The organism is Arcicella sp. GW821-FHT09D11 (genome assembly GCF_059416265.1).
On record NZ_JBWKOV010000015.1, the window covers coordinates 1 to 23,073 of the forward strand.

Annotated in this window: 16 protein-coding genes; 6 read left to right on the forward strand and 10 right to left on the reverse strand. The window is 35.1% G+C overall.

Annotation, left to right across the window (positions count from 1 at the left end; all coding sequences use genetic code 11):
* Positions 1–104: 104 nt before the first annotated feature.
* On the reverse strand, positions 105–362 hold the full coding sequence (locus AC07N0_RS22315; RefSeq protein WP_494591065.1) for a hypothetical protein: 258 nt from the start codon (positions 360–362) through the stop codon (positions 105–107).
* A gap of 159 nt (positions 363–521) precedes the next feature.
* Entirely contained in the window at positions 522–707 is a 186-nt protein-coding gene (locus AC07N0_RS22320) for a hypothetical protein (protein WP_494591066.1), read from the reverse strand.
* Between the two features lie 364 nt (positions 708–1,071).
* Between AC07N0_RS22320 and AC07N0_RS22325 the strand changes: the two genes are divergently transcribed.
* The gene (locus tag AC07N0_RS22325) at positions 1,072–2,325 is read left to right on the forward strand and encodes a hypothetical protein (RefSeq protein ID WP_494591067.1); all 1,254 of its coding nucleotides are present in this window, start codon (positions 1,072–1,074) and stop codon (positions 2,323–2,325) included.
* 94 nt (positions 2,326–2,419) lie between these two features.
* On the opposite strand, the gene AC07N0_RS22330 is transcribed toward AC07N0_RS22325, so the two are convergent.
* The 8 genes from AC07N0_RS22330 to leuC form a co-directional block, all read right to left on the reverse strand.
* Positions 2,420–5,125, reverse strand: a complete 2,706-nt coding sequence (locus AC07N0_RS22330; RefSeq protein ID WP_494591068.1) for a cation-translocating P-type ATPase — start codon at positions 5,123–5,125, stop codon at positions 2,420–2,422.
* Between the two features lie 93 nt (positions 5,126–5,218).
* Positions 5,219–6,424, reverse strand: coding sequence for a DUF1501 domain-containing protein (locus tag AC07N0_RS22335; RefSeq protein WP_494591069.1), 1,206 nt, complete (start codon positions 6,422–6,424; stop codon positions 5,219–5,221).
* A 104-nt stretch (positions 6,425–6,528) separates the two neighbouring features.
* Positions 6,529–7,950, reverse strand: coding sequence for a DUF1800 domain-containing protein (locus AC07N0_RS22340; protein WP_494591070.1), 1,422 nt, complete (start codon positions 7,948–7,950; stop codon positions 6,529–6,531).
* A gap of 555 nt (positions 7,951–8,505) precedes the next feature.
* Entirely contained in the window at positions 8,506–9,567 is a 1,062-nt protein-coding gene (gene leuB / locus AC07N0_RS22345; RefSeq protein ID WP_494591072.1) for a 3-isopropylmalate dehydrogenase, read from the reverse strand.
* A gap of 301 nt (positions 9,568–9,868) precedes the next feature.
* Positions 9,869–11,422 carry a hydroxymethylglutaryl-CoA lyase-like TIM-barrel protein gene (locus AC07N0_RS22350; protein WP_494591073.1) on the reverse strand — a complete coding sequence of 518 codons (1,554 nt, stop codon included), beginning with the start codon at positions 11,420–11,422 and terminating at the stop codon, positions 9,869–9,871.
* 137 nt (positions 11,423–11,559) lie between these two features.
* Positions 11,560–12,156 carry a 3-isopropylmalate dehydratase small subunit gene (gene leuD / locus AC07N0_RS22355; RefSeq protein ID WP_492799531.1) on the reverse strand — a complete coding sequence of 199 codons (597 nt, stop codon included), beginning with the start codon at positions 12,154–12,156 and terminating at the stop codon, positions 11,560–11,562.
* A gap of 63 nt (positions 12,157–12,219) precedes the next feature.
* Entirely contained in the window at positions 12,220–12,579 is a 360-nt protein-coding gene (locus tag AC07N0_RS22360) for a four helix bundle protein (RefSeq protein WP_494591074.1), read from the reverse strand.
* A gap of 155 nt (positions 12,580–12,734) precedes the next feature.
* Positions 12,735–14,132 carry a 3-isopropylmalate dehydratase large subunit gene (gene leuC / locus AC07N0_RS22365; RefSeq protein WP_494591075.1) on the reverse strand — a complete coding sequence of 466 codons (1,398 nt, stop codon included), beginning with the start codon at positions 14,130–14,132 and terminating at the stop codon, positions 12,735–12,737.
* 320 nt (positions 14,133–14,452) lie between these two features.
* On the opposite strand from leuC, the gene AC07N0_RS22370 reads away from it, so the two are divergent.
* The 5 genes from AC07N0_RS22370 to AC07N0_RS22390 all read left to right on the forward strand — a co-directional run bounded on the left by AC07N0_RS22370 (position 14,453) and on the right by AC07N0_RS22390 (position 22,605).
* Positions 14,453–16,642: a sodium-translocating pyrophosphatase gene (locus AC07N0_RS22370; protein ID WP_494591076.1), complete on the forward strand. Its 2,190-nt coding sequence runs from the start codon at positions 14,453–14,455 to the stop codon at positions 16,640–16,642.
* A 162-nt stretch (positions 16,643–16,804) separates the two neighbouring features.
* Complete coding sequence (locus AC07N0_RS22375; RefSeq protein WP_494591077.1) at positions 16,805–18,715, forward strand: hypothetical protein; 1,911 nt, start codon at positions 16,805–16,807, stop codon at positions 18,713–18,715.
* Positions 18,712–18,894, forward strand: a complete 183-nt coding sequence (locus AC07N0_RS22380) for a DNA modification system-associated small protein (protein WP_494591078.1) — start codon at positions 18,712–18,714, stop codon at positions 18,892–18,894. Before AC07N0_RS22375 ends, AC07N0_RS22380 begins: the two co-directional genes overlap by 4 nt.
* Positions 18,891–20,996: a DNA sulfur modification protein DndD gene (dndD, locus tag AC07N0_RS22385; protein WP_494591079.1), complete on the forward strand. Its 2,106-nt coding sequence runs from the start codon at positions 18,891–18,893 to the stop codon at positions 20,994–20,996. Before AC07N0_RS22380 ends, dndD begins: the two co-directional genes overlap by 4 nt.
* A complete protein-coding gene (locus AC07N0_RS22390) occupies positions 20,989–22,605 on the forward strand; it encodes an ATP-binding protein (RefSeq protein WP_494591080.1) in 1,617 nt (538 codons plus the stop codon). The genes dndD and AC07N0_RS22390 overlap by 8 nt, the downstream gene beginning before the upstream one ends.
* Positions 22,606–23,073 lie beyond the last annotated feature (468 nt).

Genomic DNA, 23,073 nt, shown 5'->3' on the forward strand with positions numbered 1-23,073 from the left:
CTTTGAGTCTTTTGACAAAAATTAATCATTTTTACCCAAATTTAAAAGAACGATTATTTTATGAATCTTAATAAGTCCCTCGCTAAGGATAGGAACAGCTTGACTTAAAGTACAAACCCTCTTTTATTATCTTCTTCAAGCCAAGGCGGTAATACCTTATGCTCAGCGTAAAAAGTATTTATTTTATCTAAATATTCGTCATCTGTTGATACTAAATAAGGTGTTTCTTGATAATTTTCTTTTGATAGAAATTTGCCCAAACTAAATCCGCTAAAAATAGTCATCCTCAATGTACCACCGTGTTCTCTATTTATTCCTATACCTCGTTCTAAGATTCTTACGAAGAAATGGTATGGATTCATGGGATACAACTCACTTAAAAAATCATTTTCACTAAACATCTCCCAAGTTAAATACATATTTATAAATGAATAGCCTAATACACCAGTCCAAGCATTTTTATCCTTATTATTATTAAAGATGATTTCACTTTTTTTTCAAGTATATCTTCGGGGATAAGTCTAATTAATTGTGCCCAATGAATATATTTCCTCATGAAGCATATCATTGATTTTAACATTTACTTCATATATTCTTATAAAACCTTCAAAAAGAAGTAACCTTTCAGCAATAGAATTGTCTTTGTCTATTTCTGAACCAATAATATTCGTTCTTTTAAAAATATCAGGGTTGGTGTTAATTTTCATGCTATTAAATTAAGTCTTTCAGCAACGTCTAAATCTAATGTTGAACAATTATTATCAAATGTGGTTGTGGTTTCTAAGTTAATAACATTTTAGTAAAAATTCCCTTGATACGAAGTAAACGATTGGAAAACATTGCAGACAAAAAAATGCGAGCGTGACGCTCTTAATCGTTTGGAGTCGTAGGATAACCTACGACTAGGGATTAGGCAACCTAGGTAGGGACGAATTGCATTCGTCCTGTTCCCTGCCATTAATCGTATGCTAGTGGGTATATGCCATACGCCCCTACGTTTTATTTTCCATTTTATTATTGTATTTTTGTGCCTAATTAATTGTTTTACCATATCATATCAAACCATCTATCATGTTCTCAAAACTAATAAACGCCTCAGTATTTATCGCATTGCTGATAACCCTTTCTTGCTCACAAGCTATCGATGACCCTAATCCTTCTCCCACACTTAGCCAGTTAATTATAGGCACGTGGAAATTCCAGAGTGCCATAGGTACCGCAACCGTTGCCAACAAAAAAATAGATTTAACAAGTGATTTAGAACTGACCGATAAAACTGGAAATGCCCAGACTATCAAAAAAACAGTAGCTTGGATATTTAATGAAAATGGCACAGGTACACAAGATGGCGTCGCCTTTACCTACAAAATTGTAGATAATACGATAACCATCACTAAAGCTAATAAGATATTTACCTTAAACTTTACAATCAAGAATAACCAGCTAGACATCACCGAAACGGAAACTGGCATAAAAAGTATTATCGATGATTATAATGCGCTTTTACCGACCAGTAATACAGTCAGCAATTATAATAGGACCCAAAGCTACAAATCATTAAAAGATATTCTGAGTACTAATGGAACACCTAGCTGTTTGGTAAAAACAATTACTACCCTAGAGGGCGACAATAAAACAGTATATGAATATACATATAATGACGAAAACAAAATAATAGCATACACTTATAGGAACACCAATTTAATCACCAATTTTATAGGAGGAAGTAATTATAGGTATGAAGAAGATAGATCAAATTTGGGGTCAGATACTAAACCTTACATAAAAGCATTTACCAACAATATATTTTCTGCTAACTATTATTGTGATAAAAATGGAAGAATAAATCGTATAGAGGGCTTTGACTTTCCTACAGATAAATACGCCAGTTATATAGGCACGCTAGAGTATGATGGTAATAATAATCATACTAAAGCGAATACTTTTTATTATGACCGTGATACAGGTGTAAAATATAGTTTCTTTTCCCTTAGTGAATATGAATACCTGAATGGCAATCTCGTTAAGTATTATCCTACTACTGGTAATACCTTAAGATATCTTTCGTTTGCAATAACCGCTTGGACGACCGAGCAAAGAAAAACAAAAAGAGTCTATTTATATACCTTCGGTGGTACTAGTTATTCTGATTACCAAAAAAATTATCCTGTTAAAAGATCAAACTATAATACTTTGGGAGATACAATATCTGAATATACTTATTCATACACTTTTGATAGCAAAGGATATTTACTTACAGAAAAAACTTTAGATGGCTCAAAAACTATCAGTACTACTACCTATGAATATTTTTCGTGTAAATAAGACCTAACACAGGTAAATGTAGGGAGGAATTGTATTCGTCCTATTCCCTCCTATCAATCGTAAATTTGTGGGCGTATGGCATACGCCCACAAATTTAACTAATCACTTTAAAAACCCGTTTTAACAATTGAACAAGCACTACTGGCATCCAGCTAGTAATGAGGATGATTGACCAGATAGTAAAATCCAGCTTTTGAAGTCCAATGATTTTATTGAGGGGACTTACCCAGTAAAACGTAAGCATAATGACGATACATACTCCCAAGGCTGCCCACACAAACTTGTTCTCGGTAATCTCATTTTTGAAAAAAGATATCTTGCGAGACGACAAATTGAACACGTGCCACAACTGTGAAAAGGCAAGGCTAAAGAAGGTAATGTTATTACAAATTTTGGCATCCATCTGCAAGTAAACACTACAGTACCACGTAACGGTGATGATAGGAAGTGCCAACAAACTGGCATATACAACGATATTTATCCAGTCTTGTTTAACGGCAATAGGTTCCTTCGGATTACGCGGAGGATTGCTCATTATCAACTTATTACCTTTGCCCATGCCCAATGCCAAGGCAGGGAAAATATCGGTCACCAGATTAAGAAATAGGATTTGTAGGGGCAACACTGAAAACGGAAAGTTAAGCAAGCCATACAAAAACACAATAACGATTTCGCTTAAATTACACGAAAGTAAATACACCAAAAAGCGTTTAATATTCTGGAAAATCACCCTGCCTTGTTCTATGGCAACAACAATCGATTTGAAAGAATCATTTTTCAAGACCATCTCCGCCGTTTCAATTGCTACTTGCGTTCCTCTCCTACCCATCGCAATGCCTATTTCTGCTTTCTTTAAGGCAGGGGCATCGTTGATGCCGTCACCCGTCATCGCCACAATGTCGCCTCTTTTTTGATAAAGCGTTACCATATCCAATTTTTGCTGAGGTGTTACCCTTGCAAATATCGTGGCAGCAAACAACTGCTTTTTATCAGGCTTACCTTCTAAGTCTTTCCCCGTAATGACTACGTTCTCCGTATCCGAAAGTTGTATTGTCTGAGCAATATTCAAGGCTGTGGCGGGGTGGTCGCCTGTTATCATGATTACCTTGATGCCTGCATTTCTGCACGATTGCAAAGCTCCTGATATGTCTAAACGTGGTGGGTCTAAAAATCCGATAAAACCTACAAAGGTCAACTCTTTCACCATGTTATCATTCGGAATATTGTTGGCTTCATTAAACGCAAAGCCCAAGACACGTGTACCTTGTGCCTGAATTTCTTCTGCTTTTTGTAGGAATTGATTCTTCTCTTCTTCCGTCAAAGGTACTATTTCACCTTGTTTATAAAAGGATTTACATTGCTGTAAAATGGCCTCTATCGCTCCCTTTACTGCTACAAAATTGGTATCTCCTTTTTTATGCAATGTCCCCATCAGCTTTGTTTCCGAACTAAAGGCTTCTTCGGCAATTCGTGGATATTCTTGTTGTATTTGCGGGATATTTACGTTGTTTAGTCCAACAAAATTTAATAGCGATATTTCGATTGGGTCGCCGAGTTGCTTGTCTTTTTTCTTCTCCTTTTTTTCAACTACGGCATTATTACAGAGGAGCGAAACCAACAAGAGTTTCTCTAAACTTGCTTGATTGGCTTTGGCGTCTGCTTCGTCAACGGTATTATTTTCTACCTTGAAGGTATTATCAAAAAACGAGATATTATTTACCTGAATTTTGTTTTCTGTCAGTGTCCCTGTTTTATCAGTAAAAATGGTATTTATTCCCCCGAGGGTCTCTACAGACGCTAATTTTTTAATCAATACCTTTTTTTCTGCCATACGTAACATACCATACGTAAGGGCAATGGTAGACACCACGGGCAGTCCTTCGGGAATGGCGGCCACGGCTAAGGCAATGGCGGTTTCAATAATCAAATAAAGCTCTTTGCCTTGTAAAAAGCCTGTGATGATAAATATGGTGGCAAATATAGCGGTGAGCCACATCAATTTGGTGGTAAGCCCTTGTAGTTTTTTTTCGAGTGGCGTCGTTACTTGCTTGGCATTGTCAACCAATGCCGTAATTTTCCCTAATTCTGTATGCAAGGCTGTTCCTACAATGATAGCTTTGGCATTTCCTTTAATGACCGACGTGCCTTTGAATATCATATTGGTTTGGTCGGCTAGACTGGTATCTTTATCGAGGGGTTCAAGGGTTTTGGTGATGGGCATTGATTCCCCCGTTAAGGGTGATTCATCTACTTCAAATTGGTTGATTTCTACTAATCGGGCATCTGCTAATACCATATCGCCCGCTTCTAGCACTAAAATATCTCCTGGCACTAGCCTCTCAGAGGGGACTTCATTTAAAGCATTATCTCGCCAGACTTTCGACAGACTGACATCCATGCTTTTAAGCTGATTCATTGATTTTCGAGCTTGAAGTTCCATGAAGAAACCCAAAGCCGCCGTAATAAATATTACGCCAATGATAGCAAAGCCTTCGAGCCAATCTTTAAAATAGAGTGATGCCCCACTGGCAAAGACTAATAACAAAATAATGGGACTCTTGAATTGCTCTAGCAAGAGTAAAAAAATACTCTTTTGTTTTTGCTCTTCATAGCGATTCAACCCGTAAGTCTTTATTCTTTTATTGATACTCCCCTCCGCCAGTCCGTTTGTTAAATCCCCTTGAAGCGTATTGACAATTTCTTCAAGGGGAATCGAAACCACATCTTTAATAGGATAATTATGAACTTTCTTAGTTGATGAATTATCAGTTGTAGTGTTATCAAGGTTTTTAGAGGCCATCTTTTAGATTTAGATTTTAATTAATTTTTCATAAATTATTAATAATTAACCACTTATAAACATTCAAGCATTTTCCTCAGACAACGATTCCTTTTAAACAAAATCCAGCACATCAAAGCGTTTTCCTAGTATTTCTTCATCGTTGACTAATAACCAATTACGGAGCAGGGTAGCATAAATCTTTCTAAAATCTACAGAATACTTCAAATCACCTTCGTCTAAATTCGTTAGATTAGGCGCTTCGTTGAGTATTTTATCAGCTTTCAATTTTCCACCCATCAAGAATACATTATTCGCCGTTCCGTGGTCTGTGCCTCCGCTAGCATTTTGTTTTACCCTTCTCCCAAATTCAGAGAACGTCATCATCACCACATCGTCTAGCTTGTTGTTTTGTTTGAGTTCATTTAAAAACACGTCCATCGTTTCGGCATAGTTTCTTAACAAACGTTCTTGCTGATTGAGCTGATTGACGTGGGTATCAAACCCTGAAATGCTGACGTAATAGATATTGGTCGGCATCCCCGAGAGTATCAGTTCGGAGATAGTCTTTAACCGTTGCCCCAATTCGCCATTCGGGAAACTGGCTTTTGTTTGATAGATTTTCGATTTGGTATGAAGATATTCTGCCGAAGAGGAGGTTTCTGCCAATGTTTTATAGAGGTAACTTACATTATCTGAATGGTCGGCAGGTTGTGTTTTAGCGATTTTAGCGATAAAATCACCATGCACTTGTCGGTATAGTTTTTCAGGGTCTAATACCGCCAAACCTTTTAATTTCTCGCCTTTCATAGACAAACTTAGGGTATCATCTATTTCAAGGACGTTGTACGAGGCACAATCGCCCGAACAATTGGCATCTAAATAACGCCCTAACCAACCCGTTTGTAAATATTCATTCGGATTAGAAGCCGTTTGCCAAATATCCATCGAACGGAAATGCGACCTATCGGGATTTGGATAACCTACATTGTTGATGATTCGCATAAAACCTTCGTCATACCAAGGTCTTAGCTTTTCCAAGGCAGGGTTCAGTCCTATTTCGTCATTGAGGTTCAGTACCTTATTTCGCTCAATCGCAATCGTCGGACGTTCGCGATAGTAAATATCATTTTGGTAAGGCACAATCGTATTAAGTCCATCGTTCCCTCCAGACAACTGAATAATGACTAATATTTTATCAGGAGCACCCTTTACACTCCCTAAAGATTGCTGTTCAAAAGCTTTTAGAAAATTCGGAATCATTAAGCCCCCTACTGTTGCCAATGCCGAACGTGTGATAAATTCTCTGCGGTTGACCATAATATTGTAAGTGATGAATTGTGAGTTTAGTATTTAAATCTTCAAGGCTTTAATACTAAGCCTTATAGACAATATCGTTGTTTGACTCGTGATTGATTGCCATTTTAACACAACTGATATTCGGGGAGAGTCATTAAGGCTATCATCATTTTCTTGATAGTCTCTGCCTGACTCTCTTTCCCCATTTTAGCGATTAATCCTTTTTTCACATCCTCATTAATAGGCACTTGCAAAATGTATGCCTCGAGGGTATCTAACAACATTTCACGATTTTGTTGGGTAAAATATGTTGAAAATACTTCCCAGTTCATATCGGTTTCAAGGGTATTCTTATTTCCCTTACGAGTTTGGAAATCTGTATTTACATCTCCGTCCGACTTCGCAACGGTTTTTATCACCGTATTATTAAACATCAAATAGGGCAACTGCATCCTAAATAACAAACTCGAGCTATCTATCCAACTTTTGCCCCCAGCCCAGCCTGCCACATTGGGCGGATACAATAATACTTGCCCCAATACACGTTGCACAAAAAGTAAAGATTGTTTTTCGACCAAGTTAGAGCCCGTAGTTCGCTGTAAACCCACAATAAGCTCGACAGGAGATTTAATGTGTGTGCCAACATTACGCTCTTCGTAGAACCATGAACTATTGAAGATAGTCTCCATCAAATCGGCAATATTATACTCGTTTTTATAGAACTCCTCCGCCAATTGACTGACACGGTTAGTATCCACCTGCTCATTCACAAAGTTTTTGTAGATTTTGGTAACAACAAAATTGGCGGTTTCTTTTCGTTCCAAAATCATTTTGATGATATCTTCCCCCGTAAAGTTGCCCGTTTTTCCAAAGACCACCTTCGTATCATCATCATGTTGTTTAGTGTTGAAATAAAACCCCGTTATTTTTCTATCAAATTCCCAGCCCGTAAACGCTCTGGCAGCTTCTTTCACGTCGTGTTCAGTATAATTCCCCCTGCCGAGCGTAAACAATTCCATTACTTCACGGGCAAAGTTTTCGTTCGGGCTGCGTTTCTTATTCTGCTGATTATTCAAAAACTGGAGCATAGCCGCCTCTTTGGAGACCGCCATTAGCAAGTCGCTAAACTTCCCTAATGAATGTTGGCGGATGGTATTTAAGTAGCTTTGGGCAAATAGCGGATTGGGCGTTCTACAGGCAAAATGTCCGTGCCAAAACAACGCCATTTTTTCTCGCAAGACGCCCTTTGAATTCGCCATTTTATCTATCCAAGTAGTATTCAGTAGTCCTTCCTCCTCCTTTACCATCTTGTTCAACTGCTTTATACGCTCTTGCGTGGTAAGGGTAGTATCTTTTTTTATCATCTGTAGCTCTGAATAAATATCCATTTTATCAACTGTATAAATGGGTTCAAAGCTTTCAGCGTCTTTCAATAACTGTTTAACATTCTTCTTGATAGACTTATGGCCAAGCTGAGTAATCACTTCAGGCCTTTCGCCAAAGCCTGCTCGCCATATAAGGTGCTGGATGGATTTTTCCTTATTCATAATATCATCGAGTTTAAAATAAGATACCTCTTAGAGTAAGAACGGATGAAAAGGTTTAATTATTAAAATGATACTTCATATTATTTAATTTATATTTTTCAAACATTCTTTGAGATGTTCCGTAGGGCATCTTACTGCTATATCACCCCTTCGGGGTTAAGTGGGTATTGACAATTATTTTTCCCTATAATCATACCATCCCTTCGGGATTTAGATACTTTGATTATACGGCATGGTCAAAGGATATTACAATGAGGGGGAATAAGCGTTAAATCCCGAAGGGATGGTATGATTATAGAAATATCAGATAAAGCCAGGTATATAAACTCCGAAGGAGTGACAGATTCTTCCTACTAGTGTATCACCCTTTTGTGAGTCAGGTGCGTATTGATAATTATATTTTCTATAATCATATCATCCTTTCAGGATTGAGGTATTTTGATTATACTGCACTAGATTTAGATTCCAAAGGGCACAAAAAAATCATTCCTGTTTAGGGCGATAGATAAATCTCGCCCTAAACAGGAATGAAGAAATTATAATAACATAAAAATTTTACCCAATCTGAGCAGCCAACCAATCTCCTACTTCTGAAGTAGAGAATGCTTTTCCGCCATCAGCAATATCAACGGTTACTACGCCTTCTGCCAAAGATTTATTCACTATGTCTTTGATTTCGTTTGCCTCGTCCATCAATTTGAACGCATATTCAAACATCATCGCAGCCGAAAGTACTGTTCCTAGTGGGTTAGCAATGTTTTTGCCTGCCGCCTGTGGGTAACTTCCATGGATTGGCTCGAATACTGATGTATGTGTACCGATAGAAGCCGAAGGCATCAAGCCCATTGAACCAGAAATTACCGAAGCTTCGTCTGTTAAAATATCACCGAACATATTTTCTGTAACCATTACGTCAAATCCTTCTGGCCATTGGATAATACGCATTGCTGCCGCATCAACGAATAAATATTCTGTTTCTACTTCTGGATATTCTTTTTCGATACCTTGTGCTACTTCTCTCCAAAGTCTTGAAGTTTCTAATACGTTCGCTTTGTCAACGATACATACTTTCTTACGACGCTTCATCGCATATTCATACGCTAAACGTACAATTCTATCTACTTCTGGCTTCGTATATTCACATACGTCCCAAGCTTTGTCGCGTGTTTCATTTCTTCCTTTGTCGCCAAAATAAATACCGCCTGTTAGTTCACGGATACAAACGAAGTCTGCATTTTCAATCAATTCTCTTCTTAACGGAGATTTGTGCAATAATGAAGGGAATACTAATGTAGGACGAATGTTGGCATATAATCCTAATTTTTTACGCATCGCCAACAAACCTTGCTCTGGACGAACTTTGGCTGATGGGTCGTTGTCAAAACGTGGGTGACCTATCGCACCAAACAATACAGCATCTGCTTCCATACAAATGTTGTGTGTTTCGTCTGGATATGGATTACCCGTCGCATCAATCGCTACTGCTCCTGTTAAAGCATGTGTCAGATTAATTTCGTGGTTATACTTTTTTCCGATTGCATTAACTACTTTTAATGCTTGTTCAATTACTTCTGGACCGATACCGTCTCCGGCTAAAACTGCAATATTTAATTTCATTTTTTTGGACTTGAGGACTTTGGACTTGAGGACTCAAGGTTTTTTTAAGTTATAAAATTTTTAGATTTAAGACTTTTGGATGCTGGACTTTATGACTAAAAAGATTTTAGGACATTAGATTTTTAGACGCTGGACTTTAGGATTTTGTGATTTGTAAGATACAATAAATACCTCTTTCTTCTTATTCCATCCCTAGCGAGGGACTTAAGTCCCTCGCTAGGGATGATTTGAAGAGTAAACATTTAATCACTCAATCACAATTCACTAACTCACAACTCATTCAAAACTCACTCATTCAAAACTAAATAAGATTAAGCATTTTCTGTGTCGCCTTAATAGCTGATACCGTTTGGTCAGAATCTAATCCTCTGGTTTTAAACTCTTTGCCTTTATGTTCCCATGTAATGATGGTTTCACAAAGTGCATCGGTATTTCCCCCTGGAGGAATCCTTACGGCATAGTCTGTCAGCATCGGGAGGTTTACCTCTTTCTTTAGGTACACCTTCTTCAAGGCATTCATAAAGGCATCGTACTGACCGTCACCCTGTGCATTTTCTTCAAAAATATGTCCTTCAATTTTTACCCTGATGGTAGCCGAAGGGCGAAGATTTTTAGAATGCGTCAACACATAATTTACTACCTCCACTTTCTCTTCGATGGTATTGCTATCAATCACATCCGAGATAATATAAGGCAAATCTTCCTGCGTAACTACCTCCTTGCGGTCGCCAAGTTCAATGATTCGCTGCGTTACTCTTTTTAAATCCGCTTGCGATAATTTGATACCCAACTTCTGAAGGTTCTTCTCGATATTCGCTTTACCAGACGTTTTTCCCAACGCATATTTACGTTCTCTACCAAAACGTTCGGGCATCAAATCGTTGAAATACAGGTTGTTTTTATTATCGCCATCCGCATGAATACCAGCCGTTTGTGTAAAAACATTTTCACCTACTACGGGCTTATTCACAGGGATTCTAAAGCCAGAAAAAGTTTCGACCAGTTTACTAACCGAATAAAGTGACTCTTCCACTACCGTCGTTTCCACATCACACATAAAGTCTTTCAGTACGGCAATAGTACTTGCTAGCGGAGCATTTCCTGCTCTTTCACCCATACCATTCACCGTTAGATGAAGCCCATGTACACCTGCTCGCACTGCTTCCATGACGTTGGCAATGCTTAAATCATAGTCGTTATGTGCGTGAAAATCAAAGTGTTGAGTTGGATAACGCTTTACAATCGCCGACAGGAAATCATAACATTCACGTGGCGTAAGCACTCCTAGCGTATCGGGCAACAATACTCTTTCGATGGGTTGGGTACTTAGGAAATCCAGAAACTGATATACATATTCTGGCGAGTTGCGCATGCCATTACTCCAGTCTTCTAAATAAACATTACATTTAATGTCTTTAGAACGAGCCAGCGTAAATACCTCCGCAATCTCAGCAAAATGTTGCTCAGGCGTTTTTTTAAGCTGATGCACTAAATGATTCATCGACCCTTTCGTGAGTAGATTCATCACCTTCGCTCCTGCTTCAATCATCCAGTTTACCGACGTCTCGCCATCAACGAAAGTCAGCACCTCGATTTTATCAATCAATCCGTTTTCACTTGCCCAGCTCGTAATTTTTTTAACCGCCTGAAATTCACCGTCGGATACTCTTGCAGAAGCTACTTCTAAGCGATCGACTTTTACTTCTTTTAATAATAATTGAGCGATTGCTAATTTCTCAGTAGCCGAAAAAGACACTCCGCTGGTTTGTTCTCCATCGCGAAGTGTCGTATCCATTATTTCTATGTGTCGCATATTTTCTTTGCTATCAGCTTTCAGCTGTCGGCTGTCGGTCATCGGTCATTGGTTATCAGATTTTAGACTATCAGTCATCAGATTTACAAAAGTGTTTACTTTTCTAAATCGAAAGCTGAAATCCGAAATCCGACCGCCGAAGTCCGATAACCGACACCCGATAGCTGATAGCCGAATGCTTAATAAATACTTTTACTAGCAAAACCACCTATTTCTGCTTTCATTGCTTGAAGATAATCTATATCGTCAAAGCCATTGATAAGGTTATTTTTCTTATAACCGTTGATAGCAAAGCTTTCTTGTTCGCCTGTAGCAACGATGGTGATGGTTTGTGCTGGAAGGTCTACCTCCAATTCGGCAGCTGAATCGGCTTCGATGGCCAAGAAGATTTTATCTAAAAATTCAGGGCTTACTTGTACTGGCAGAATACCTACGTTGATAGCATTTCCTTTGAAGATATCAGCAAAGAAGCTTGATACTACGCAACGGAAACCATAATCATAAATAGCCCAAGCGGCGTGTTCACGGCTTGACCCACTTCCGAAGTTATGTCCTCCTACTAGGATTTTCCCTGTGTAAGTAGGATTGTTTAATACGAAATCTTGTTTTGGTGAACCGTCGGTATTATAACGCCAGTCACGGAATAAGTTATCGCCAAATCCTTCACGTTTCGTAGCTTTTAAGAAACGAGCAGGGATAATTTGGTCAGTATCAACGTTCTCAATTGGCATTGGAACGGCTGTTGATTTTAATATAGTGAATTTATCGTATGCCATTTGTTAGAGCTTTCAGCTTTCGGATTTCGGACTTCGGCTTTTTTACCTTTATGCGAAATGGCTTTAGCTTTCAGCGTTTAATTTTTTAATCAGATGATATAATTGTTTCTTGATAGCAATAATTTCAGACGAAATAGACAAAAACACATCACTTGAAAGATATTCTAAATCTTTTGACAAAATCATTAAATATTCCAGTTCCGAAGCAGAACCAAATGAAATATTTAAATATCTAGCAAAATCTCTATCTCCAATTTTTCCACATCCCTCTGCAATGTTAGTAGGAATGGAAGCGGATGCTCTCCTTATCTGAGAAATAAGTCCATATTTCTCGTCACTAGGGAATGTTTTTGTTTGAGAATAAAGCAATAATGTCAATTCATGACTCTGTTCCCAAACGCGCAACTTTCGAAAATCTCTCATAGGTATAAGCCACTGGCTTTCGTTTATATGGTTTCAATGATATTTTAAGGCTGTATGAATCAAACTAAAATTAACAATTAATTGGTTAGATTCTTTCCAATGTCCTTAAATTAAAAATTGAAAACCGAAAGCTGAAAGCCGATGACCGACAGCCCCTACAATAATTCTCTCGGATCAGTAACTACCCCAGTAACTGCCGCAGCAGCAGCTACTAATGGACTAGCCAATAGCGTACGAGAACCTGGTCCTTGGCGACCTTCAAAGTTTCTGTTTGAAGTACTTACCGCATATTTTCCAGCAGGAATCTTGTCGTCGTTCATCGCTAAACAAGCAGAGCAACCCGGCTGACGCAATTGGAAACCAGCCTCAGTCAAGATATCATAAATACCCTCTTCTCTGATTTGAGCCTCCACAATGTGTGAACCCGGAACAATCCAAGCAGTGATATTATCAGCCTTCTTGCGTCCTTTTACGATAGAAGCAAAAGCACGGAAATCTTCGATACGACCGTTTGTACAACTTCCAATAAACACATAATCTACTTGTTTGCCCAGCATACTTTCTTGCTCGCCAAAACCCATGTAGTTTAATGATTTATCATAAGTAGCCTTTCCGCCTTCTACAGATTCAGCCGTTGGAATATTTTTAGAGATACCCATACCCATACCTGGGTTAGTACCATAAGTAATCATCGGTTCGATGTCGGTAGCATCAAAAGTGTATTCTTTATCGAATACAGCATCAGCATCCGTTTTCAATGTTTTCCAGTAAGCTAACGCTTTATCCCAAGCCTCGCCTTTTGGCGTTTGTTCGCGACCTTCAAGGTAATTGAAAGTAGTTTGGTCTGGAGCAATCATACCACCACGAGCACCCATTTCGATACTCATGTTACAAACCGTCATACGACCTTCCATCGACATATTTTCAAATACATCACCAGCATATTCTACAAAGTAACCCGTTGCGCCAGCAGTAGTCAACTTAGCAATGATGTATAAAGTAACGTCTTTCGGTGTAACACCCTTACCCAATTTACCATTTACGTTTACACGCATTTTCTTAGGCTTCGGTTGCATAATACACTGCGACGAAAGCACCATTTCAACTTCAGAAGTACCAATACCAAAAGCAATTGCACCAAAAGCACCATGCGTAGAAGTATGCGAGTCACCACAAACGATAGTCATCCCCGGAAGCGTAATACCATTTTCTGGTCCAACCACGTGTACAATACCATTTTTAGGATTATTCAAGCCCCAGTGAGAAATACCATATTTCGCCGAGTTGGTTTCCAATGCTTTCAACTGGTTAGCAGAAAGAGGGTCAGCTACAGGAAGGTGTTGGTTAATCGTCGGAGTATTATGGTCAGCAGTAGCAAAAGTGCGGTTTGAAAACATCACACCGATACCTCTTGTTTCTAAGCCTAAAAAAGCAACTGGACTAGTAACTTCATGGATAAAATGACGGTCGATGAAGAAAACATCTGGGCCGTCTTCGATTTTACGAACAACGTGGGCATCCCATACTTTGTCGAATAATGTTGTTGGTTGCATATTATATTTAATAATTAAAATTCTGATGATACTTTCAATGATACAAATTTGAGAAGAATTATAGATAAAGTATTAACGAATTAAGTTCAAAAAATAGCGTTTTTAGCCCATTATCAATTATTGGTCGTAAAAAAGCATCCAAAACGCTTCTCAAAAACAAAATTAATTAGAATTAAACATTATTTTATTGTCAGATAGATATTTTAAGTCCAATTTTTTCTTGAAATAGTTTTTTTATAAGAAACTTAAAAATGTATATTTGTAATAGTAGCTATGAATTTTAATCGTAAATCTTAAACTAAAAACCTTCCATTACCATTATGAATGACATTATTTACTTAGTACCAGCCTTTGGAATCGTAGGATTAATCTACACTGCTTGGCGTTTTAGTTGGGTTTCTAATCAGCCCGCTGGCAATGCCGAAATGCAAAAATTATCTGGTTATATAGCAGACGGGGCTATTGCCTTCTTAAAAGCTGAGTGGAAAGTGTTAGCTTATTTTGCCATTCCAACAGCAGTATTATTATTTTGGTTAGGGTCTGACAAAGGCACAGCCGAACATCCCATTCATTCGTCACCCTTGATAGCCGTCGCGTTTTTAATCGGTGCTTTGCTATCGGCAACGGCAGGATATATCGGGATGAAAATTGCTACCAAAGCCAACGTTCGCACGGCAGAAGCCGCCCGCACGTCGCTATCAAAAGCCCTCGACGTATCCTTCACAGGAGGTTCAGTAATGGGCATGGGCGTAGCAGGATTAGCCATTTTAGGTCTTGGAGGCTTGTTTATAGCCTTTTATAATATTTTTGCACAAGGTCAGGCATTGACCTCTGACGAAATGAAAACCGCTATTGAAGTATTAGCAGGATTTTCATTAGGAGCAGAATCAATCGCGCTTTTTGCCCGTGTAGGTGGCGGTATCTATACCAAAGCAGCCGACGTAGGGGCGGATTTAGTAGGAAAAGTAGAAGCAGGTATTCCAGAAGACGACGTGCGTAACCCTGCCACCATTGCCGACAACGTGGGCGATAACGTAGGCGACGTAGCAGGTATGGGTGCCGATTTGTTTGGCTCGTATGTAGCCACTATTCTAGCGACGATGGTACTCGGACAAGAGATTGAGGTAACCGATAACTACGAAGGCTTCTCGCCCGTATTATTACCAATGCTGATTGCAGGCGTAGGTTTGTTGGCATCCTTAGCGTCTACCTTCTTTGTGAAAATTAAAAATGAAACATCATCAGTACAGAATGCCCTTAACTTAGGCAACTGGGTATCTATCCTCATTACCTTCATTACTTCGTATTTCTTAGTAAAAAACATCTTGCCCGAAACCCTTAATTTGCGTGGTTTTGAATTTACGCCAAACGGCGTTTTTTATGCCATTGTCGTTGGTTTAGTAGTAGGCGCATTGATGTCGATGATTACAGAATATTATACAGCCATGGGCAAGCGTCCAGTATTATCCATCATCGAAAAATCGGGGACTGGTCATGCGACCAACATTATTGGCGGTTTGGCAGTAGGGATGGAATCAACGGTATTGCCTATTATCGTATTGGCAGCGGGTATTATTCTCTCTTACAAATTTGCAGGATTATACGGCGTATCAATAGCGGCGGCAGGGATGATGGCAACCACGGCCATGCAATTAGCCATTGATGCCTTCGGACCAATCGCCGACAATGCAGGCGGTATTGCCGAAATGTCGCAATTACCTCCAGAAGTACGTGAACGCACCGATAATTTGGATGCCGTAGGGAACACCACAGCAGCAACGGGTAAAGGCTTTGCCATTGCTTCGGCAGCGCTTACGTCGTTGGCATTGTTTGCAGCCTTTGTAGGAATCGCAGGCATCAAGGCTATTGATATTTACAAAGCCGACGTATTAGCAGGTTTGTTTGTGGGTGGCATGATTCCATTTATTTTTAGTGCCTTATGTATCTCGGCAGTAGGTAAAGCGGCTATGGAGATGGTAAACGAGGTACGTCGCCAGTTCCGTGAAATTCCGGGGATTATGGAATACAAGGCTGAACCAGAGTATGAAAAATGCGTAGCGATTTCTACCGAAGCATCTATCAAGCAAATGATTTTGCCAGGGGCGATTGCCTTGATTACACCTGTATTGATTGGCTTCACTATGGGACCAGAAGTATTAGGCGGTTTATTAGCAGGGGTAACAGTATCGGGCGTATTGATGGGAATCTTCCAGTCGAACGCAGGGGGTGCTTGGGACAATGCCAAAAAATCGTTTGAAAAAGGCGTCTTGATTGATGGCGTAATGTACTACAAAAAATCAGAGCCACACAAAGCATCCGTAACAGGAGACACCGTTGGCGACCCATTCAAAGACACCTCTGGCCCATCTATGAACATTCTGATTAAGTTAATGTCTATCGTATCCTTAGTAATTGCACCTTATATTGCTGTACATACTACGGGCGTTGGGGCAAAAATTGACAAGAAGGTTGTTCCGATTGTGAAGGTGGTTGAGAATGGGAAGATGTAGGATTTTTGTTGAATGAGTTTGATGGACACCTCCTTTTTAAGGAGGTGTTTTTTTTGTGGGAGAATTACGTATAGGTTAGTTAAGTAATAATTAATTTGTATATTTAAAAAATATTGTTTTGCTCAGGATTTTTCAACAAGTATATTTAAAAATAATTAATAAATGAGTATAGAAGAAATCTACAAGCTTAATAAAATCAGTGTTCGTTCTTATAATATTTGTAGATGTAATGACATCAATACTGTGTTAGATTTGAAAAAATATTATCAACAAAATGAATCTTTTTTTAATTTAAGAAATTGTGGCAACAAATCTAATGATGAGTTAATTGAAATTTGTAGCAAGTATGATAATATTGAATCTCAAACTTATTCAACAAAAAAGCTTGAAGATTTTGATTTTTTATTAAAATTAACAAGAACTCAAAGAGATGTAATTAATAGTTTTATTCAAGCAAACACCGATAGCCTTTCTGTAAGAAGTAAGAATGTTATAAACGAGTATTTGGAGGGTAACTTGAAAATAAAAAAGTTTTCAGAGAAAATATTGTTTGACCTTACTTTCAATTCAAGTAAATTGAAAAATATCGGTGCAAAGTCAATACCAGAATTAGACATCTACATACTAATAATTAAAGATTTTATTAAAGAAGTTAGCGAAAATAATGATGAAAAATATTTAATCTCTTTAAAGAATAATTTTTTAATACAAAAAACTTTTTCTTTAAATAAAATTCCTAATGACATTCTAGAATCCGAATCTATTTTCAAGTTAACAAACTTTTTAATTAAACAAAATTTACTATTTGATAAAAATCAAACAAATATTTTCATTAAAGGATTAAAGATTTATCAAGATATACCCGATTTATCACTTGATGAAATAGCAATAGATGTAAATTTAACTCGTGAAAGAGTTAGACAAATAAGAATAAATTGTTTTGGTGAATTATTCAATAAACTACTTTTTATAAAAAATTTTAAAGATGACCTTCTTCAAAAATATAATATAGATGATAGTCAAAACATTTTAGATGTTGCTGAAAATTTAATATCACTTATTAATAAATCTAATAATACTTCATTCTCAAGAGAGTTTATAATTTACATTCTTTATACTTATTTTTCTAATACATTTTCACTTGTGGGAGAATATGAAGACATTTTATTCCCTAAGAATTTCAAATCAAAGAATAGACATAATTGGCAAAATTTTTATTTGATAAAAACTGAAATAGTTAATGTATTTGATTTTACTTCTTTTGCAAATGATATTAGTAATCGTATAAATAATAGGATAGAAGAAACATATCACTTTAATTTTAAAAGTTATTTATCTAAATTTTTATTAAAAAATGATGACCTTAATGTTCTAAATATCATAAGTGATTTATCAGAAAATCTTATAAACAAAGAATTTGAAATTTTTATTGATGTTGATGATAATCTTATATTTCAAAGAAATACGCTTAAGCATCTTCATGAATACGCAATTGAAGCATTAGAAGATATTGGTGAACCATCTAAAATAGATAAGATTTCTCAATGGATAAAACAGCATTATCCACTAATTTTAAAAAGTAATTCTGCTCTTAGAGGCATTCTACACAAACCTAACAATGGTTTAATTTATTTTGGACGAAGTAGTACTTATGGTTTAAAAAAATGGGAGAGTACAATGAATAATATTAAGGGAGGAACTATTAAAGGAATTGTAATCGAACTCTTAGAAAACTCAGAAAACCCTCTTCATCTTAATGCTATTCTGAAGGAAATACAGAAATATCGAGAAGAAACAAATGGAAAAAGCCTAATAACAAATTTGAAATTAGATCCCAATGATCAATTTATTTTTTTTTCTCAAAATTTTATAGGATTAAAGAAAAAAAGGTCTTATTATTATCTAGAAAAATATGAAAATATTCCTATACAATTAGGAAAAAAAATAATTAAAATTGTAAAACAAAGGAAGGTTAATACGTTAACTGAACTACTTATTTTTTTGGAAAATAATTTTCAATTAACTAATAATGAATCCTTAAATATTCTAAACAATTTAAATATTCAAATATGAAAATAATAGAAATTAAACATTTACAAGCACAACATCTTAAGAATATTTGTATGAAACAAGGCATTGACTATATGTTACTAAATAACTTACTTGAATCTGTTAAAACAAAAAAATTATTAAAAAGAAATAATTATCACCAACAAAAAATTAATGATTTAATCGAAAAAGCAATAAAATGAAGTTTTCAAATATTGAAGTAAATAACTTTAGACAATATTATGGTTCCATAAATATCGATCTTTCAACAAGCTCAGATAGAAATATCGTTGTAATTGGAGGGAAAAATGGTTTTGGAAAGACTAATCTTTTATTATCAATTGTTTGGTGTTTATACGGTGATAAAACACCCTTAATAGATGATCATTTCAAAAAAGAAATACAAAAGGAAAAGAATTATCCTTCATTTCTACAGCAATCTTTAAACTGGAGTGCTAAACGTGAAAATAAAAACAGTTTTTCTGTTAGCATAATTGTTACCGAAATTGAGTTGCCAAAATTTAATGGATTTTCCTCAAATTCAAATAGTCTAATATTGAAGAGAACATATAATATATCTTCAATGAGTGAGACATTCACAATCAAAGATTTCTCATCTAGAAAAGAAATATTTGAAGATGAAACGGATAAAATAGATTTTATTAACGATTATGTTATACCAGTAGAGGCCGCAAAATTTGTTTTTTTTGACGCTGAAAAAATCTCTGAAATTGCAAATTTATCCATCAAAGACGAAGGAAGTTTTATAAATGATGCTTTAAGTAAAATTTTAGGATTAGAGACCTACGAAACTTTGATTGAAGATTTTAACGAATATATTTCTAATTTAACAAAAGAGAATGCTACAATAAATCTTCAAGAGCAAATTGTTAATCAGGAAAAAGCTATTAAAATATCAAATATTGATATAGAAAAATTAGAAGAAGAAAATGCTGAAGCACTTAAGAAAATTGACCATTTAAAAAAAGATATTAGATCATATGATAATTTAATATCTCAAAATAGCAAACAAGGTAGCTCTTTTTTTGATCGCGATGCACTTATTCTTCAAATTGAACAATTTGAACAAAAAGAAAATGAATTAAATATTAAATTTAATGAGTTAAGTGAAATAATTCCTCTAGTTATCCTTACCAGTAAACTTGAAGAAGTTAATGAGCATCTTAAAATTCAAGATAAAAATGATATTATAATAAATTCTTCAAAAGAGAATTTAAGAAAAATCGAAAGTTTCATTGAATTACTTTTCAATAAACCTCCAGAACCTGAAGATTCAACAATGTCTTTAAAAGATAAAATGTTTTATTATAACAAAGCTCATTCATTGAGTAACGAGTTATTTCAAGATGGAAATGATTACATCGATTTGGAATTTGACTATGATTTAAACAATTCTGAAAAAAAGTTAATTTCAGATGCAATTAATGTTGTTAATTTTCAATCAAAAGAATTATTTGAATCTACAATTAAAGAATTTAATGAAACAAAAATTATCCTTTCTAAGCTTCAAAAAGATTTGACCAAAGTCGATTCAGACTTAGCCGATGATTTAATTTTAGAATACTCATCAAAAAAAGAAACTGCTGATTATGAAATAGCTGAAAAAAATAGAAAAATTGGAGAAAACAATCAGAAAATTTCAAAATTTAAGACTGATATTGTTCGCCTAAATCAACAGTTAATAACATTAGTAAAGAAAGTTGATATAAATGAAAAGAATAAACTCAAAATAAGAAAAAGCAATGAATGTATTGAAGCATTAAATTTGTTTTTAGACGAACAAAAAAACCAACACAAAAAAAGTATTGAATTTACAATATTGAATGAATTAAAAGCTTTAATGCATAAACTTAATAGTGAAGAAAATAAAAGTAAATTCATTGAAGATGTAAAAGTTTCTATTTTAGCAGCAGGCCAAGGCATGAAAATTACTCTTTCTGACCAAGATGATAATGAAATCAGAAAAGAGAGTCTTTCTTCTGGAGAAAAACAAATCTATATTTCTTGTTTAATTAAAGCTATTATTAAAGAATCAATAATAAGCCTTCCAATATTTATTGATACTCCTCTGGGTAGACTTGATGAAGAACATCGAGATAATATTACAAAAAAATATTATCCAGCCTTATCTGAACAAGTCATTTTATTTTCTACTAATAGTGAAATTACCCCAAAACGATTTAAAGACATTTCAGAGAATATCTCAAAATCATATATTTTAGTAAATGATGGCTCAAATACCAATCTAAAAAATGGTTATTTTAACAATATAAGTAATGATTAGATTTAAATTAGATATTGAAAGTACCGAGATACTCGATCGTATAACATCTATCTATAATTTTAGAAGAGATACCATAACTGGTCGAATAGCATTAGCTTTAAGTATTCAAAAAGGATCATTATTTAATGATAGTGATAATCATTTACCGCAAAATGGTAGAGAATATACTCCAACAAGTAATATTTTTGGGCGTTTAATTAGTGATATTGATAATTTCCCTATTTATAAATCAATCTTTGATCAATTTTATAAAAAGGAATTAACTGAAATTGAATTTATAAAACTTTATAAGCTACATTTAAAGGATGGGTTAGATATTTGGAATAGCGAATTAGATAAAATTGATATTACAAAAGGAGAGCATATTTTTATTTTATTAAAATCTATAAAAAAAGGATTGGTATTAAGAGTAAACCAACCTCATTTATCTTCTGAAAAGTCAGAAAATTCATTTATTTTTAATAATGAAATTAAAGAATATAAGAGACTCATTTCATTTTCCCTGGGATTAAATGAAAATAAAGAAGATATAATAGTTGATATTAATGATGAGACTCAATGGAGTAGTAGAAATATTGCGATTGCGGGTCAAAATGGCTCAGGCAAATCTCAATTGATTCTTGACATTCTTTATCAAATATCTAGATCTTCAGATAATAATTTACCCTTCACATTTTTTGATTTTAAAGGAACCGATAGTAAACAAAGTCTTAATTCTTTTTTAAATTCAACTAAATCTGTGTTTTTAAAAGTTGAACATAATAAAGGATTCCCTTTTAGTCCCTTATTAAATATTGATTTTAGAAATCCTAACAATATTTTATCTTTTGCTAATGATTTTCAAACATTCTTTCCAGAAATAAAACAAGTTCAATCTGCCAGTTTAATAAGAGCTATACAAGAGTTTATTTTTGATAATGATAGACCTCCTCAATTAGAAGAATTAATGTCTTCTATCTTGGAAAATAATAATGATAGAGATAACACAACAACTAGTGTTCTACAACAAATAATCAGTTCAGGAATATATGATGAAAAACAGAATTATAGTTTTTTTAATCAAAGTACTTATATTTCAATGCCTAGTGATGTAAGTAAACAAATAAAACAGTTTGTTACTTTTAATATACTAAAATATTTATTTACTATGTTTAAAGCTGCAGGAAATTCTAGTATTGAAAAAAATATTAAATCTCTAAGACATATCATTATAATTGATGAGGCTCAAAATTTTCTTCAAAAAAAAACTGCCAGACCAATTATTGAAGATATGTTAAGAGAATTACGATCAATTGGTGTTATAGTAATATTAATTGCTCAAGAAACTAAAGATTTTGTTTATCCAGATTTTGATTTTATATCTCAAGTTAAATTACCTATTTGTGCAGATGTAAATGATAAAAGTTTAAATAAAATGATTAAATTCATTGGCTCTGTTAATAGTGAATTAACTCTTGAAAAAGAAATAACAAAATTTTCTAAAACTGAATCCGATCACGAAGGAAGTCCTGTTAAAAAAGCATTAATAAATATTAACAATCCAAAATCTATTATAATAAGACAGTTTTGGAAAACTATTAAAAATGAAAATAACAATAGCTTCCTATAGTTTTAATATCCCTGCAGGTAAACGGCTGGGATATTAGATTTTTCATCTACCTACTACTCAAAAGAAATATTAGTTTAGTACAATTCCCTCACAAATACTACAATACCGCTTTCGCAAACTATTTCAGACTTGACTTACTTTTGTTTTTGTTACCTCACTCCTATCTTCATTGCTCGAATGCTCACTGTTTTAGATGATACAAAGAATACTTTGTAAAGTGTCCGAGAAACGATTTCATCAATTTGACTTATTTTAAGCAGTGAGTAATCTTTCGTGATTCATATTTTTTTTAAAATAAGCCCACTAGATAAATAGTTAGTGTGTCATAACAACCATTAACACTTAATATACTGAAAATCAAAGGTGTATTATAAGCAAAAACTTTATATCACTATTTTAATATTTTATAGACTAGCATTTCCAATAATTGTATTATTTCAATAAATATGATTTTTTTAATAGGAACTT

What these genes read in the sequence shown, in the direction of transcription:
- AC07N0_RS22330 (WP_494591068.1), bottom strand. Translation starts at nt 5,125, where the DNA reads ATGGCCTCTAAAAACCTTGATAACACTACAACTGATAATTCATCAACT.
- AC07N0_RS22360 (WP_494591074.1), bottom strand. Translation starts at nt 12,579, where the DNA reads ATGAGAGATTTTCGAAAGTTGCGCGTTTGGGAACAGAGTCATGAATTG.
- AC07N0_RS22390 (WP_494591080.1), top strand. Translation starts at nt 20,989, where the DNA reads ATGATTAGATTTAAATTAGATATTGAAAGTACCGAGATACTCGATCGT.
- AC07N0_RS22335 (WP_494591069.1), bottom strand. Translation starts at nt 6,424, where the DNA reads ATGGTCAACCGCAGAGAATTTATCACACGTTCGGCATTGGCAACAGTA.
- AC07N0_RS22380 (WP_494591078.1), top strand. Translation starts at nt 18,712, where the DNA reads ATGAAAATAATAGAAATTAAACATTTACAAGCACAACATCTTAAGAAT.
- AC07N0_RS22340 (WP_494591070.1), bottom strand. Translation starts at nt 7,950, where the DNA reads ATGAATAAGGAAAAATCCATCCAGCACCTTATATGGCGAGCAGGCTTT.
- leuD (WP_492799531.1), bottom strand. Translation starts at nt 12,156, where the DNA reads ATGGCATACGATAAATTCACTATATTAAAATCAACAGCCGTTCCAATG.
- AC07N0_RS22370 (WP_494591076.1), top strand. Translation starts at nt 14,453, where the DNA reads ATGAATGACATTATTTACTTAGTACCAGCCTTTGGAATCGTAGGATTA.
- AC07N0_RS22315 (WP_494591065.1), bottom strand. Translation starts at nt 362, where the DNA reads ATGAATCCATACCATTTCTTCGTAAGAATCTTAGAACGAGGTATAGGA.
- AC07N0_RS22350 (WP_494591073.1), bottom strand. Translation starts at nt 11,422, where the DNA reads ATGACCGACAGCCGACAGCTGAAAGCTGATAGCAAAGAAAATATGCGA.
- dndD (WP_494591079.1), top strand. Translation starts at nt 18,891, where the DNA reads ATGAAGTTTTCAAATATTGAAGTAAATAACTTTAGACAATATTATGGT.
- AC07N0_RS22320 (WP_494591066.1), bottom strand. Translation starts at nt 707, where the DNA reads ATGAAAATTAACACCAACCCTGATATTTTTAAAAGAACGAATATTATT.
- leuC (WP_494591075.1), bottom strand. Translation starts at nt 14,132, where the DNA reads ATGCAACCAACAACATTATTCGACAAAGTATGGGATGCCCACGTTGTT.
- leuB (WP_494591072.1), bottom strand. Translation starts at nt 9,567, where the DNA reads ATGAAATTAAATATTGCAGTTTTAGCCGGAGACGGTATCGGTCCAGAA.
- AC07N0_RS22325 (WP_494591067.1), top strand. Translation starts at nt 1,072, where the DNA reads ATGTTCTCAAAACTAATAAACGCCTCAGTATTTATCGCATTGCTGATA.
- AC07N0_RS22375 (WP_494591077.1), top strand. Translation starts at nt 16,805, where the DNA reads ATGAGTATAGAAGAAATCTACAAGCTTAATAAAATCAGTGTTCGTTCT.